Origin of the sequence: Chryseobacterium sp. AG363, assembly GCF_003610675.1 — a bacterium.
Lineage (GTDB): Bacteria > Bacteroidota > Bacteroidia > Flavobacteriales > Weeksellaceae > Chryseobacterium > Chryseobacterium cucumeris.
The window spans coordinates 240,319-255,024 of record NZ_RAQF01000003.1 but is presented as its reverse complement, the minus strand read 5'-3'; the positions used below and the strand labels follow the sequence as shown (position 1 = coordinate 255,024).

Annotated in this window: 11 protein-coding genes; 1 reads left to right on the top strand and 10 read right to left on the bottom strand. The window is 38.4% G+C overall.

Annotated elements, in window-relative coordinates; all coding sequences use genetic code 11:
* Positions 1–2 precede the first annotated feature (2 nt).
* From DEU39_RS14115 to DEU39_RS14070, 10 genes are all read right to left on the bottom strand, one after another.
* Positions 3–887: a DUF3347 domain-containing protein gene (locus DEU39_RS14115; RefSeq protein ID WP_120232398.1), complete on the bottom strand. Its 885-nt coding sequence runs from the start codon at positions 885–887 to the stop codon at positions 3–5.
* A gap of 953 nt (positions 888–1,840) precedes the next feature.
* Positions 1,841–2,803 (bottom strand): T9SS type A sorting domain-containing protein, encoded by a 963-nt coding sequence (locus DEU39_RS14110; protein ID WP_120232397.1) that lies wholly within the window; start codon positions 2,801–2,803, stop codon positions 1,841–1,843.
* 42 nt (positions 2,804–2,845) lie between these two features.
* Positions 2,846–4,243: an outer membrane beta-barrel protein gene (locus DEU39_RS14105; RefSeq protein ID WP_120232396.1), complete on the bottom strand. Its 1,398-nt coding sequence runs from the start codon at positions 4,241–4,243 to the stop codon at positions 2,846–2,848.
* Positions 4,236–4,802: an RNA polymerase sigma factor gene (locus DEU39_RS14100; protein ID WP_120232395.1), complete on the bottom strand. Its 567-nt coding sequence runs from the start codon at positions 4,800–4,802 to the stop codon at positions 4,236–4,238. Before DEU39_RS14100 ends, DEU39_RS14105 begins: the two co-directional genes overlap by 8 nt.
* 102 nt (positions 4,803–4,904) lie before the next feature.
* On the bottom strand, positions 4,905–5,483 hold the full coding sequence (locus DEU39_RS14095) for a DUF4840 domain-containing protein (RefSeq protein ID WP_120232394.1): 579 nt from the start codon (positions 5,481–5,483) through the stop codon (positions 4,905–4,907).
* Positions 5,484–5,738: 255 nt separating this feature from the next.
* Entirely contained in the window at positions 5,739–7,154 is a 1,416-nt protein-coding gene (locus tag DEU39_RS14090; RefSeq protein ID WP_120232393.1) for an efflux transporter outer membrane subunit, read from the bottom strand.
* Positions 7,141–10,299: an efflux RND transporter permease subunit gene (locus tag DEU39_RS14085; protein ID WP_120232392.1), complete on the bottom strand. Its 3,159-nt coding sequence runs from the start codon at positions 10,297–10,299 to the stop codon at positions 7,141–7,143. The genes DEU39_RS14090 and DEU39_RS14085 overlap by 14 nt, the downstream gene beginning before the upstream one ends.
* Positions 10,300–10,328: 29 nt before the next feature.
* On the bottom strand, positions 10,329–11,450 hold the full coding sequence (locus DEU39_RS14080; RefSeq protein ID WP_120232391.1) for an efflux RND transporter periplasmic adaptor subunit: 1,122 nt from the start codon (positions 11,448–11,450) through the stop codon (positions 10,329–10,331).
* Positions 11,451–11,720: 270 nt separating this feature from the next.
* Positions 11,721–12,485 carry a LytR/AlgR family response regulator transcription factor gene (locus DEU39_RS14075; RefSeq protein WP_110009065.1) on the bottom strand — a complete coding sequence of 255 codons (765 nt, stop codon included), beginning with the start codon at positions 12,483–12,485 and terminating at the stop codon, positions 11,721–11,723.
* A complete protein-coding gene (locus DEU39_RS14070) occupies positions 12,482–13,600 on the bottom strand; it encodes a sensor histidine kinase (RefSeq protein ID WP_120232390.1) in 1,119 nt (372 codons plus the stop codon). The genes DEU39_RS14075 and DEU39_RS14070 overlap by 4 nt, the downstream gene beginning before the upstream one ends.
* 229 nt (positions 13,601–13,829) lie before the next feature.
* Here DEU39_RS14070 and DEU39_RS14065 point away from each other — a divergent pair, with 229 nt between their 5' ends.
* A complete protein-coding gene (locus tag DEU39_RS14065) occupies positions 13,830–14,654 on the top strand; it encodes a universal stress protein (protein ID WP_120232389.1) in 825 nt (274 codons plus the stop codon).
* Positions 14,655–14,706: the final 52 nt, after the last annotated feature.

Below are 14,706 nucleotides of genomic sequence, written 5' to 3'. Positions count from 1 at the left end.
TATTATTGATGGTTGATGGTTTCCTGAACACTCCCGCAGGTAAGCATTTTAGAACCGTAAAATGGATTTTTGATGGATTCTTCTTTGCTAAGCCAATTCGCTCCCTTTCCATTATTAAACATTGGGCAATGCTGGTAATACACTGTTTCGCCATGTTTTGAAACTTTGGTAAGGGCATAGATATTTTCAGACAGAAGCGCAAAAGTACCTCTCTGCTTTTCGATGTCTTTAGTAGTTGCTATCTTTTCTGCCTGTGCTGTCAGTTCTTTTAAAACTTTCATCCAAACAGTATGTTCTTCATTGGAAAGCTTACCCATTTCAACATTCCGAATCGCTTTTACCAAAGAGGCTGCCCTTGCCGATGAAGTCCCTGCATCAGTATTTACCAGTGCATCTTTTAAAGAAAAATAATTGTCAAAAACTGCTTTAAGCTGAAATTCGTTTTTATTTTCAGAGTTGTTAGCCTGGGTCATTTTGCTGTGATCATGATTAGCGTGTTCGTTATTCATATTCATTCCCTGATCTTTATTCATGTTGGCAGGTTTTAATTCTCTTTTGTACTGGCAGCAGCCCGGCAGCTTACTGTAAACATCGTCCGGAGCTAAGAACTTTTCACTGTCATAACCCGCTAAAGCAATACGCTTAAGTATTTCTTCCTGATTTGTTTTTTGGGCATCATAATTCAGGGTAGCCATTTTTGTATCTTCATTCCACTCTACGGATGAGATATTCTTTAGATTCCCGGCTTTTTCGATATTGGCTTTACACATTTCACAGTTGCCATATATTTTTACTGTCTCTGTCTTTGCATTTTTGATCTGTGCAAAGCTTATAGTATATGATAGTAATACAATGATTACCATCAATATTTTTGATAATGATTTCATTTTTTGATTTTTAAAATTGATAATTGGAATACGACCGTGTGTCCGAAAACAAAAGTTTGCCTTCGACAAGACCTATTTCTGGCTGTACAGCCAGATAATTATCCTATTTTGGGAGGTTGCCAGATAGAAGAAAACCCTGAAGAATAATAGGTTTGACTGAAACTAAATTTAAGTTTCGTTTCCTCAATGAAATGATTTTTGATTTTCAGACCGTCCATAACAGGAAGTCCTGTTAATGAGATGACAGTTCCGCATCGGCAGGAATTGTGTTTACATTTGCCATTGCAATCATTATGGTCTTTATCTTTTTTACAAAAACCAGTTTTACAGCAGAATTTATCTGATAAACTACTAGTTTGACACTTATAACCTAAAGTTTGATCCTTTTTTATATCTTTTTTTGTGCACGCAAAGCTTAAGTTCGGTACTAAGAAAAGCACCAGACACAGGATAAGGATGCGGCCGATATGTTTGTTATAAGTTTTCAACCAAACAAAGTTACAATATTTATCATTTATATCTTTTTTTATGAAATTATTTTTGTGAATTTTTCTGCAGGTTGATGTTATTTACAAAAAAATCAATGTATTTCTGAATAGAAAATTTTTCAGACAAAGCTCGTAGCAAAGGAATTTATCTCTTCATAGAATAAAAAAACCGGTACAAAAAAATTTGTACCGACTCAACCATTATTAAAAACTAACGAAAAAGATTATTGGTCTGAATACCGGAAAAAATTAGTGTGAGTCAGGAAGCCGGATGCCGGAAAGAGAAAGCTCCTTTGGGGGTAATTATGACCGTCATTAGATTAACAAGGATGAAAATGTATCTATGAGCGTAAAGTATTAAAATAAATCACTTTAGTTCTTCTTCAATACAAGGAACATCCCCCTCTGACATCCATTCTTCCTTCCCACAATCAATTTTTAACCTCTTCAGATTGTATAATCCTATTATTTTTTTATCAATCTATTTTTATATTCTGTTCCATCTGTGCTTTTAGACACAATGATATAATTTCCTGGTACCAGACTGCTTACATCAATCGCCTGGTTATATCTGTGATCTACTTTCTTCAGGACAAGTTTTCCGGACATATCAATGATGATAACTTCCTTATAGACTTTATCCGATTCTTTCCCGATATAAAGATGCTGCGCGGTAGGATTAGGATAAATTCTCAGATTATTATCTTTAATTTTTGTCTCTCCAGTTCCCAGATTGCTGCAGAATTCCCAATCTCCGAAAGTCACCTCAACAAATGCAAACGGGTCTAACATCTCACATTGATCCTGACAATATTCCGTACAGGCATAAAATCCGTATTTCCCTGAGTTGGTTGCAACGTAGGTGTCTCCTACTACACCTGCAATAATACAAGGATCTCCTGCTACCGGCGGATTGCTCCCTGGCACACATTTGAACCAGGTATGTTTGCCATATACTAAAGGAAATATATTGTCAAACTGTACAGAAGCTCCATTGCAGACCTTCACGGTTCCCATATTTTCTTCGTAGGTGCCCGGTGTATAAGTAGTCATCATTGCCGGCAGACCATATACAAAACCATCTGCAAATGCCGTAGGACTCTCTGCTGTACAGTCGCCCTCAGAAACCACTACTTTAAAATAATTCAACTGATCGTTACCACTAATGGTTAGCTGCTGAGATGTTGCTCCCGGAATAGCTACCCATGGATTGTTATTAGGTGTCTGCCAGGTCCATTCCTGTTTGTACCACTGATACGTTGTGTACGTCTGTGTAGTGGAAAGAATTTCATCTTCCGTACTACAGAATAAAATCGTTCCCGGATACTTTTGCCCAAGTCTCGCGCTGGTAATTGTGGGTGTACATTGTGCTTTAATATTCAGAATACTAAATAGTACAACCGCTAAAAAAATTAGTTTTGTTTTCATATATATAGATTATTAAGTTTGGTGTTGTAAAAATGGTCTGCCTTAATCCAGCAGTACTCGTATTCCGAATTTCATATTAAATTGAAAAGGCTTTTCCTTATAAATGGTATTAGGAGCACTTTCTTCTTTAAAATGGTACCCTATTCCCGGCTCTGCATAAATTCCGACTTTATCAATAAGTTTCAACTGAAGCCCTACTGCTGTATTGACAGAAAACTGCAAAGGTTTAGGCTCCACACGTTCTTTTGAGGACTCCTTAATTTGATCATCGACAACATAAGTTGTTGTAATACTGCCCGCTATTGGTTTTTCTACCAACGCTCCAGCTGTAATATATCCTGTAAATTTTCCTTTTTGAATGACATTATAATTAACCTGAACAGGAATTCCTATATAATGAACTGTCTGATCTCCTTTAATATAATTATTGTCACTTCCGGAATGCAGCTCAGAAGAAAGCTTGGTGTAATTCAGTCCTGTTCCTATTCCCCATCTTTTCCCCAAATTATAGTAAACAGAAAGTCCGAATGTCACCGGTACTTTATGTCTGATTCTCGCTTCTACCGGCTGACTTTGATTGGCCAGTAATATGGCCGTCAGAGGATCATCATGATATTCGGCTGTAGACCATACCTGATCTATATTCATCGCTTTTCCAGTGATTGAAGCATAGCCCGGAAACTGCTGTTCTGCAGAATTGGAACCCATATTTCCTGTAAGCATACCTAACATCCATGATTTTTTATCTCTGGATCTCGCGGCTTTAAGCTGTGTATTTTCAGCATAGACTTCTTTTACTTTTTCCTGATTAAAAAGAACCTCATCAGAAGCCTGTTCTTTTACAGTTTCTTTCACTGTATCATCAATAACTGATGTTTTCTGAGCGATCTTACTTTCCTGCTGAAAAGACTCAGATGCTGTCGGAAGCTTGAAGACATCCTGGATCTTCTGATGGCTTCCAGCCTGATTTTCTGCTCCATTATCAGCATATCTTGGTGTCAATGTTTTCTCCGAAGCACCGGTGTTCAATATATTTTCAGATAAAAAAACATCTGTTCTTGATTTTACTTTACCGCCTGAAAGATTCTCAGTTTCTATAGTTTTTATATAATTTTTCTCCTTTTCTCCTTTCATATCTGCCGGTTTCTGAGACAGCGTTTTTCCGGTATCATTCTGGGGCAGTATTCTGGTCAGCAAAAACAATAATGCAATGGCCGCTGCAATCCCTCCTACGCGATAAAATATGGATCTGTTTCCTGTATTTGTTCTCTTTTCTTTGATTGCTTCACCTTCATGAACCTCAGGAATAAATCCGGGAATACTGTTATTTTCTTCTCCGGAAAATAATTCATCTTTAATGTCATTCCACAATCCTTCCGGAACGTCCTCTTCATGGTCATCCATTCTGCTTCGCAGATTATTTAGCCATTCGTTATTCATATTGTGCTTTTTTTGACATTTTAAATTCTTTTATTTTCTGAGCAAGCAGTCCTTTCGCCCTGTGAAACTGTGATGCAGAAGAATTCTCTGCAATCCCCAGCAGCCCGGCAATCTCTTTATGGCTTTTTTTCTCAAATACAAACAAGTTAAAAACAGTTCTGTACCCTTCAGGAAGAGCTCTGATCATCATCATAATATCATCACGGGGAATTTCTTCAAAATCCGGTTCTTCTTCATTAGGAATATCTGGAAGATCATCTACTTCTATGGCAGATTTAAAGTCTCCTTTCTGCTTAATATGCTTCAAGGATTCATTGACTGTGATACGGGTCATCCAGGCTTTTAAAGAACCATTTCCTCTGTACTCAAAAGATTCTATCGAACGGAACATTTTAATAAAACTGTTTTGGAGGACATCATGAACATCTTCTTTTTCTGCCAGATAACGAGAACATACATAGGACAGATTTCTGGAATAAGCTCCAAAAAGCTCTTTCCAGGCAGCCTCTTCCTTTTTCAGAAGGTGCTTTACCAAAATCTGTTCTTTACTTTCTTCCATATGATGCAACTGCCTCCGTATCCACCGGGATGTTATAAAACTGTCAGGCAAAAATAGATTGCATCTTTTTAATAAAGTGCAATCCATTGATGATACTATTTATTAATTTTTTATACAGAACGGGAAATTATAATCGATCACCTCATAAGGAGTAACCACTGTTCCGTCTACTGTAATTTTTTCTGCTGTGAGCGCATATCTAAGCGTTCTATCCATCCCTACATAATATCCTTTTTGCTTAGAAACGAATTCCACAACCGTTTTTTTGTTGACTCCGTCTACCGGAATCTGAAGCTCCATTGTTTTTGGAGTAAGAGTAAGCTCTATCACATTATTTGCGGTATTGATCACTGCTGCATATTTAATATCATAGTTCACTTTTCCAAGTGATTTTATGGCAGTTTCAGCTTTTGCAGGATCCTTTACTACAGTTTTTACGATTTCACCTATTGGAAATTCGGCAAAAGAGATCGTATCTTTCTTTACTTTGAATTCTTTTATTCCTTCTCTTTTGGTAGTTCCTTGTACAATAATCATTTTTCCTTTATAGTTTCCTGGTAATTCTTCCATTTTTACAGGCGGAATGTCCGGTCCTTCATTATCATTACATGAGAATAGGGTCAATCCTGCCAAAACCATTAAAACTGTCATAAAAAATCGGGGTACTGTCAATTTTTTCATTGCATTACATTTTCGTTAAACATTAATTATTTTCGAGTACTCATTTATATAAATCATGTTTTCTGAAAATCTTGCATCCTTTTCTAAAAAAAGAACAAAAAAAATTATAACCAATTGATTTTGTGAATATAAAATTTCATCATCTCATTGCAAATTCCGTACCTGTTATAAAAACAAAGCTCTATTTATCTTTTATAAACAGCAAAAAGGAAACTACATGACATAGCTTCCTTTTTATTATTTACCAGTTGTATTTTATTGTAATCCGCCTCCAAGTGCTCTGTAAAGATCTACCTCAGCATTTAATTTTTCAAGGGTCACATTGATGGCTTCCAGATCATTCTGAAGTTTATTGTTCTGAGCAGTGATCACTTCCAGATAGGTAGCCATCCCACTTTTATATAACTTCAATGCATCATTGATTCCTTTGTCCAGAATAGCTGTTCTCTGTTCTAAAAGCTGTAATCTTTCTGAAGAACCTTTAGACTTTGCCATAGCATCGGAAACTTCTCCCACCGCAGTCATTACAGATTGTTTAAAATTGATGGCTGCTTTTTCCTGTTCAATTAAAGCAGTTTCATAAGATGTTTTCAGTTGTTTTTTCTGAAAAATAGGGGCAGCAAGATTGGCCGCAATTGCTTTGGTAATAGATCCGGGAATATCAAACCATGAGCTGAATTTATTGGAATTTACTCCTATCTGTGGGCTCAGACTGATACTTGGATACATAGCAGCTTTTGCCAATCCGGTTTTGGAATTTAAACTGATAACGTTAAACTCTGCCATCTTCAGATCTGGTCTTCGGCTCAGCAGTTGTGCGGGTAATCCTTCTGACAGCTTATTTTCAGGAATCATTGTTTTCAGATTTCCTTCTCTTTCTACTTTGTCCGGATATTCTCCACAAAGAATACTCAGTGCATTTTCCTGAATAGAAATATTCTGTTTTGCCAAAGGAATCAGCAGCTCAGCGGTTTTCTTCTGTGCTTCCGATTGCTGAACCGCCAATGAATTAATTTGTCCTGCCGCAAACTGAAGATTCATCATTTTAAGGGTATTGTCACTCAACTCAATATTCTGTTCGGCTATTTTCAGCTGTTCATCTAGACTGATCAGATTATAATAAGCCTGAGCTACCTGAACGACGATTCTGCTTTTGATGGCATTTAAATTTTCTTTTTGTCCAAAATATTCTGCCGCCGCGGATTCTTTCTGCATTTTCGCTTTTCCCCAGATGTCTACTTCCCATGAAAGTCTCAGTGCGGCACTGAAATCATCCATGTATTTTGTACCAACAAACTGTTCATTCAGAGAGCCGTTAAGCGTATTGGTAGAAGCCCAGCTTCTGTTGGCGCCTGCTGTAAGATCTAATGTTGGCATCAGACCCAGTTTAGCTTGTTTATAAATCAGATCCAGCTGTTCTATATTTTTCAAAGCGACATTCACTTCATTATTTCTTGAAAGGGCTTTATCTATTAGGCCTATCAATTTTGGATCTTTGAAGAATGTCTTCCAGGGAAGAATTACTGTATCTCCTGTCACCTGCATGGATTCTTTGTAGGTCTCGGGAATCTGAAGGTCTGTTCTTGTATATTTTTTCCCTACGGCACAAGACATCAGTAGTGATGCCATTGCGCCTGAAATAAGGAAATTCTTTATATTAAATATGCTCATTTGTCAATTGATTTTCTGTTGTAGTATACTTCTTTTTGGTAGAGAATTTCTCATCCAGATACTGAAAGAACATGTAGAGTACAGGAATGACGAAAACTCCTAAAACCACTCCACTTAGCATTCCCATGGCCGCACTTGTACTGATGGATTTGTTTCCTGATGCCATTCCTCCTGAAGAAATCATCAGTGGAACCATTCCCACAATAAAGGCTAATGAAGTCATGATAATAGGACGTAACCTCGCCTTTGCACCTTCCAGTGCGGAGTCCAGAATCGAAAGACCTGCCTTACGCCTTTGTATGGCAAATTCTACAATAAGGATCGCGTTTTTGGCCAGAAGCCCGATAAGCATGATGAGTCCCACCTGTACATAAATATTATTATCCAGCCCGATGGCTTTTATTCCTAAGAATGCTCCTACAATTCCTGTTGGGATGGAAAGCATTACCGCCAGAGGAAGAATATAACTTTCATATTGAGCTGCCAGTAGCAGGTACACAAAAAGCAAGCACAGTCCAAAAATGGCAATCGTTTGATTTCCTGCTGATTTCTCTTCCAAACTTAATCCAGTCCACTCGTAGCTGTAGTCGGATGGTAGCTTGCTTAAAGTCTGTTCCAGTTTATCCATCAATTCTCCATTACTTACGCCTGGTTTTGGAGACACGTTGATATTTAATGAATTGTAAAGGTTATATCGCTGAACGGATTCCGGACCGTAGACTTTTTTCAAAGTAATCAGTGTATTCACCGGAACCATATCTCCTTTTTCATTCTTTACGAAAATATCGTTGAAGGCCTGTTCATCCATTCTGAAAACACCATCTGCTTTAATATTCACTCTATAGAACTTCCCGAATCTTGAGAAATTCTGAGACTGATCTCCTGAGAAATAGGTCTGAACAGTTCCCAACAGATTGGAAATGCTTACTCCCAGCTGCTTTGCTTTATCTTCATTTACTTCAAGTTCCATCTGAGGATAATCTGCCCTGAACATGGTGTAGGCAAATGCTACTTCCGGAACCTGCATCAACTGACCGATCAGTTCATCTGCTTTGGCCTTAAGAACCTGAGGATCTCTTCCCATACGGTCCTGAAGTACAATTTCGGCATCATTCGTCATTCCGTAACCTTCTACAGGAGGCATTCTGAAGGTCATTACACTTCCTTCTTTGATCACTCCCAATTTTGCACTTGCCATGTCTACCACTTCCTGGATATCCTGAACTTCGCCTCTTTCTTTTTTAGGCTTCAGTTTAACAAATCCCATTGCATAAGCCGGCCCTGCACTGTTACTAAGAAGGTTGTATCCGGTAATGGAAGTATTTTCCTGCACCGCTTCCACTCCTTTTAAGATATCATTGATCTTGTTGGAAATCTCTGTCGTTTTGGTCAATGCTGTCCCGGGAGGCATGCTTAAAGTGTACATGAAGAATCCGTCATCTTCCATTGGTACAAAACTTTTTGGCGTACTTGACATCAGCCAGCCTGCAACCCCGATAACAACTACGATTAATCCTCCTGCAATCCATTTTCTCCCTATTAAAAAGCGTACTCCTTTTGCATAACGGTTGGTCATATTATTGAATCCAGCATTGAATGCCACAGCAAACCTATGCCCGAATCCTTTTGGTTTTTTACCTTCTCCCGAGTGATTGTTTTTCAAAAACACGGCACATAAAGCAGGAGTTAAAGTCAATGCGTTAACTGCTGAAATAATGATCGCTATGGCCAATGTATAGGCAAACTGCTTATAGAATAATCCTGCTGAACCGGACATAAATCCGATTGGGATAAATACCGCCGACATCACCAATGTAATAGAGATAACCGCGCCTGTAATCTCACTCATTGCTTTGTGAGTAGCTTCTCTTCCTGAAAGGTCTGTTCCTTCCATATTACTGTGAACAGCTTCTACCACTACAATGGCGTCATCTACTACAATCCCGATGGCCAGTACAAGAGCAAAAAGCGTCAGTACATTGATGGTAAATCCCAAGACCAGAAGGAAGAAGAAGGTACCGATAATCGCCACCGGAACCGCCACTGCCGGAATAATCGTAGATCTGAAATCCTGCAGGAATATAAACACCACTATAAATACGAGGATAAATGCTTCTATCAGGGTAGATTTCACCTGTCCTGTAGCTTCATCCAATCTTTCTTTGGTACTCATTACCTTCGTGTATTTGATACCAGGAGGGAATGATTTTGATAATTGGTCAAGAGCTTTATTCACTCCTATTTCAATCTGATTCGCGTTGGATCCTGTAGTCTGCATAATCGCTACAGTCACTGCATTTTTCCCATTGGAAAGGTTATCTCCGGTATTTGAAATGGCTCCGAATTCTACACGGGCAACATCTTTTAACCTAATAACCTGGCTTCCTGCATTTTTAACAATAATATTTTCATATTGTTCCGGCTTGTTCTTTTTTCCTTTATAGCGGATTACATATTCTAAGGCTGCATCAGATTCCTCCCCAAGTTTTCCCGGAGCAGATTCCAAACTGTGGTCTGCGATCGCTCTGGAAACATCTGCCGGCTCGAGTCCGTAAGATGACATTTTCTGAGGATTAAGCCATATTCTCATGGAATAATCCTTAAGCCCGAAAACCATGGCCTGCCCAACCCCTTTTACTCTTTTAACCTGTGGAATAAGGTTGATATTCGCATAGTTCTGAAGGAAAGTTTCATCATATTGTTTATTATCTTCCGTATAAATATTGAAAATCAATACCATACTGTTCTGCTGCTTGGAGGTGGTCAATCCCATTCTCACTACCTCCTGCGGTAGTATCGGGGTGGCCTGCTGTACTCTGTTTTGCACGTTTACGGCTGCCTGATCAGCATTCACTCCCTGTTTGAATATAATGGATATCGAGAATGTACCATCATTACTTGCCGTAGACTTCATGTATTCCATATCTTCCACTCCGTTGATCTGCTCTTCCAGCGGTGTTACCACAGAACGGATCACGGTTTCACTGTTTCCTCCGGGGTATGATCCTGAAACGGTAATCGTGGGCGGAGAGATGTCCGGAAATCTGGTCACCGCCAGCTGGTTTAATCCTATGATCCCTAAAATAACAATGATAAGGGATATTACCGTCGCCAGTACAGGACGGTCTATTATCTTTTTTAACATTTTTGAATTTTCTAAGAAAGGTTATACAACTATTTCAAAGGAACAGTGTGTGCCACCACCTGTGCTCCGTCTGTAAGGGCATCAATTCTGTTAATGGCAATCTTATCTCCTGCATTCACGCCTTCTTTGATAAAGTAATCCTGGGAGGTACTTCCTGAAACGGTAATCTGTGTCATTTTCACTTTATCCTTACCATTCAGTTTATAAACAAAGAATCTGTCCTGAATATCTTTTACAGAGGTTTTCGGAAGTTTAATCACACCATTAAGGGCATTATGAATCATCACTCTGGCTGTTCCTCCGGCTCTTAATAATTTATCCGGATTCTGGAAAACAGCTTTCATCTGAATACTTCCGGTATTTCTGTCGAAATTTCCGCTGGCATTTTCCAGTTTTCCTTTAAGAGAATAAGTGGAACCGTCTGCCAGGATAAGCTCTACATTTTCTGCTGTATTTCCTGATGCCGCAGCCTTGCTGTGTGCAATAAAATCAGCTTCGTTCATTGAAAAGTATACATTCACACTGTTGATGCTTGAAAGCGTGGTTAGTGGTGATGGATCAGATGGGCTGATAAGATTTCCTACTCTGTTCGGAATTCTGCCTATGTATCCGCTCACTGGCGCTTTGATATACGTAAAATTGGCGTTAATCTTTGAGGATCCCAATGATGACTGTGCCTGTGCAACCTGTGCTGATGCCGCTTTATAACTCGCCTGAGCGGTTTTCAGCTGCATATCGGAAACTACTTTTCCTTCTACAAGAGGTTTCAGTTTCTCCACTTCAAGTCTTGCTGTTTCCTGTGCCGCCAGCGCTGATTTCAAGGCTGCTTCATTGGTATTGACCTGCTCATTGTACACAGATGGATTTATTCTGAAAAGGGTCTGTCCTTTGCTTACATACTGTCCTTCTTTGATATATACTGCCTCCAGATATCCTGTTACCTGTGCTTTAATATCTACATTATCCTGTCCTTCTATGCTTCCGGGATATCCTGTAGACACGTCAGCATCTCCGGACTTTACCTGGATAAAATCTGTAGGCAATGCCTGCTGCATCTGCTGAGTATTTTCCTGGCCACTCCCAGAACCACACGAGTACAATATGGCTGCAGCTATAAGTGAAAGTACCAGATATCCTTTTCTGTAATTCATAACATTGGTTTTTAAATTTTACAGGAGCAAAATAACTTCATCTTACAGTGATATTCATTCAGAAGTTGGGTGAAGTGTCATTAATCGCAGATGAAACGTATGATAGGAAAAATGAAGGGAAAGCAGCTATTTTCGTTTATAAATGTGATAAAAAAGAATATTTCGGATGAAAATATAAGTAAAATTGTCAAATACAAATTTGTGAACGATATAAGTGAAGCAAAAAAAGACTGCTTTTATAGAAGCAGCCTTGTCTGTATTTTTCCAGGATTAATAATCCATCCAGGATTTGAAAACGGAAGCTTTCTCCCGGCTCACAATGACTTCCATATCAGGCTGTTTCCTTAGTTCGAGCTTTAGTTTTCCATTAAAATGATTTAAAATCTGCTTAACAGAATTGATATGAATGATAAATTGTCTGTTGGCACGGAAAAAGAATTTGGGATCCAATTGTTTTTCAAGCTCTTCCAGGGTTTGCGGAACATTCTCCACCACTCCGGTATTCAGCATGGCTTTGCTGATTCCCAATTCGGTATAAAAATAGAGGATATCTTCTGCCAGCACGGTCTTATATCCATCTCTATGGGCAATGAGAAAACGTTTTCTGTAATCTTTCGGCTGGATATAATTTAATAATCCTTCAATGGCTGTTCCTACTACCGGGACGGCTTCCATAAAGGTTTCATAGCGCTTTAATGCAGCATCCAGCTCTTCTTCTTCAATAGGTTTCAGGAGGTAATCTACACTATTGTATTTGAATGCCTGTACTGCATATTCATCATATGCTGTTGTAAATATGACGGCACTTTTAACTTCATGCTTGTTAAATATTTCAAAGCTGAGACCATCTGCAAGGCGTACATCCATCATAATGACATCCGGGACAACATTATTTTCCAGCCAGTGTACTGTTGAGGTAATCGAGTCTTCCACAGACAGAATTTCGATATGCGGTCTTAACTTTAACAACAGTCTTTTTAATCTGTCAGCATTCGGTCTTTCGTCTTCAACAATTAAAACTTTATTAATCTTCATATCAATGGGAGTTTTACAATAAATTTATCTTCAGTTTTTTCAATTACAGGTTTAGGATATCCTAAGATTTCATATCGTGCAACGATATTGGTAAGCCCTACTCCCGAGGAATCAGGCTTGTTGATCAAAGGCAGAAATGTATTAGAGACTACCAGCTCTCCTTCAGGGTTTGTATAAACGTGAATTTCCAGAGGGTTTACTTTGGATGTCTGATTATGCTTAATAGCATTTTCAACCAGCAACTGTAAAGACAGCGGAAGGGTAAATCTCGATCTGTACTCTTCCTGAATATCTATTTTGAATATAACGCCTTCCCCTATTCTTTTTTCAATCAGAAAGATATAGGACTCTAAAAATTTGAGTTCCTCTTCTACGGCGATAATGTCTTTTTTGGAATTGACCAATAAGTATCTGTATACTCTCGCAAATTTCTCGGAATACTCATACCCCAACTGCTGATCTTCGAGGATGAGTTCTGACAACACACTTAAGTTATTGAAAATAAAATGCGGGTCTATCTGAAGCTTAAGCGCCTGAAGCTCTGCCGCCATTGCAGCCTGCTTGTGTTTTGATGCCCTCAGTTTGTGCTGGGCAGCTTCTACTGCTGTTTTTTTCCAGTTTTCCAATAAATAATCAACAGTATTAAAAGCACTGATAATCAACGATATGACAATATTAGTAGCGATCCATTGTCCCAGCAGTGTATATTCTTTGCGGGAATCCATTTCAGGTAATGTGACTGAAGTACCATCCACGATTGCATTAATAATAATCACAATCAAAACACTTCCCACGATCTGAAGCAAACACTGGATAAATAATCGCTTTACGGTCCTGTTTCTCCAGGGCAGCCACTTATTGAGCGTCCTGTCTATAAAAATACTTACCTCAGAAATAATGATTGAAAAAAAGATAATCCATGTGGCATCTTCCAGAATCATTTTTAAAGGAGCATCAAGGTAGCCTTTCCAAACGGGATCAAAGGGATCAATAAGGTAGGAAAAAACACAGAAAGTGACCACTGCTAACGCCCAGATCACCAGCCTTCTTTTCATGGTGGAAAGAATCTTCTTATTCCGTACTATTTTTTTCCTGATGGCAGAAATCCTGTTCATATCCGGGACTTTATGAATGTAAATATAGAAATAGATTTTATATGAATATCTTCTATTTTAGACGAGACCGCCAAAACAATACCTGAAACGTAAAATAGCAGAGTTAAAATGAATGTGACGGTTCATCACCTGAAAAAGACATTTCATCATCATTTTATGCAACATCACAGTATTTTTATAATCAGGGAATAGCTGTCTATCATAGTTTTGTGGTATTAAATCCGGTACAATGAAAACAATAATTGTCTGCACAGATTTTTCCCACGAAGCTGAAAATGCCACTCATTATGCAGCATCTATGGCTAAAGAAAACAAATACAGGATGGTACTTTTCAATCTTCAGTCCGTTTCCATCCATGCCCTGAATGCACAGGCTTCAGCTGATTTTTTCTACACTCAAACGCTTAAAAATCAGAAAAAAATGGAGGATAAGGCAGCGGAACTTAAAAGATTATATACTGTTGAAACCCAGCATCATCTGGCTTCCGGCAATTTTATTGAAGAGCTTGAAAACTGTATGCAGATTCACGATTGTGATTTTATTGTGATGGGAATGGCTGAAAAAACTCTGGAACAGAAGCTTTTGGGAAACAGTGTAACAAGAGCTATACACAGAATTAAAAAACCGATACTCATTGTTCCCGCTCATGTAGAATATACAGGAATCAGGAAAATTCTTTTTGCTTATGATACGCATAAAAGCATGACCTGGTCTGCCATGAATGATATTTACCACTTTATTAATGAATTCAATGCTGAGATTGAGGTATTCAATGTAAGTGAAAGATTAGAAGATTTTGCTGAGGTTATTCATGATATTGACCTTAATTCTGGGTACGATCTGGATGATATTAAGTACAGCTTTAAAATGATTCAGTCCATTGAAGTCATCAAAGCGATTGAGGAGGAAATAAAACTGACCAGCCCGGACCTTTTAACCATGATTCCTTATAAATACAATCTTGTAGAATCTCTTTTCCATCGAAGCAAAACAGCCATAATGGCCTACAAGAATAAATTACCATTACTATCAATTCCCTTAAACATAGATTAAGAATCAATAAAAATCTGTTCACATTTGAATTATCCTTTTTGCCTGTAAAGGC

What these genes read in the sequence shown, in the direction of transcription:
- DEU39_RS14095 (WP_120232394.1), bottom strand. Translation starts at nt 5,483, where the DNA reads ATGAAAAAATTGACAGTACCCCGATTTTTTATGACAGTTTTAATGGTT.
- DEU39_RS14080 (WP_120232391.1), bottom strand. Translation starts at nt 11,450, where the DNA reads ATGAATTACAGAAAAGGATATCTGGTACTTTCACTTATAGCTGCAGCC.
- DEU39_RS14085 (WP_120232392.1), bottom strand. Translation starts at nt 10,299, where the DNA reads ATGTTAAAAAAGATAATAGACCGTCCTGTACTGGCGACGGTAATATCC.
- DEU39_RS14105 (WP_120232396.1), bottom strand. Translation starts at nt 4,243, where the DNA reads ATGAATAACGAATGGCTAAATAATCTGCGAAGCAGAATGGATGACCAT.
- DEU39_RS14110 (WP_120232397.1), bottom strand. Translation starts at nt 2,803, where the DNA reads ATGAAAACAAAACTAATTTTTTTAGCGGTTGTACTATTTAGTATTCTG.
- DEU39_RS14075 (WP_110009065.1), bottom strand. Translation starts at nt 12,485, where the DNA reads ATGAAGATTAATAAAGTTTTAATTGTTGAAGACGAAAGACCGAATGCT.
- DEU39_RS14065 (WP_120232389.1), top strand. Translation starts at nt 13,830, where the DNA reads ATGAAAACAATAATTGTCTGCACAGATTTTTCCCACGAAGCTGAAAAT.
- DEU39_RS14115 (WP_120232398.1), bottom strand. Translation starts at nt 887, where the DNA reads ATGAAATCATTATCAAAAATATTGATGGTAATCATTGTATTACTATCA.
- DEU39_RS14100 (WP_120232395.1), bottom strand. Translation starts at nt 4,802, where the DNA reads ATGGAAGAAAGTAAAGAACAGATTTTGGTAAAGCACCTTCTGAAAAAG.
- DEU39_RS14090 (WP_120232393.1), bottom strand. Translation starts at nt 7,154, where the DNA reads ATGAGCATATTTAATATAAAGAATTTCCTTATTTCAGGCGCAATGGCA.
- DEU39_RS14070 (WP_120232390.1), bottom strand. Translation starts at nt 13,600, where the DNA reads ATGAACAGGATTTCTGCCATCAGGAAAAAAATAGTACGGAATAAGAAG.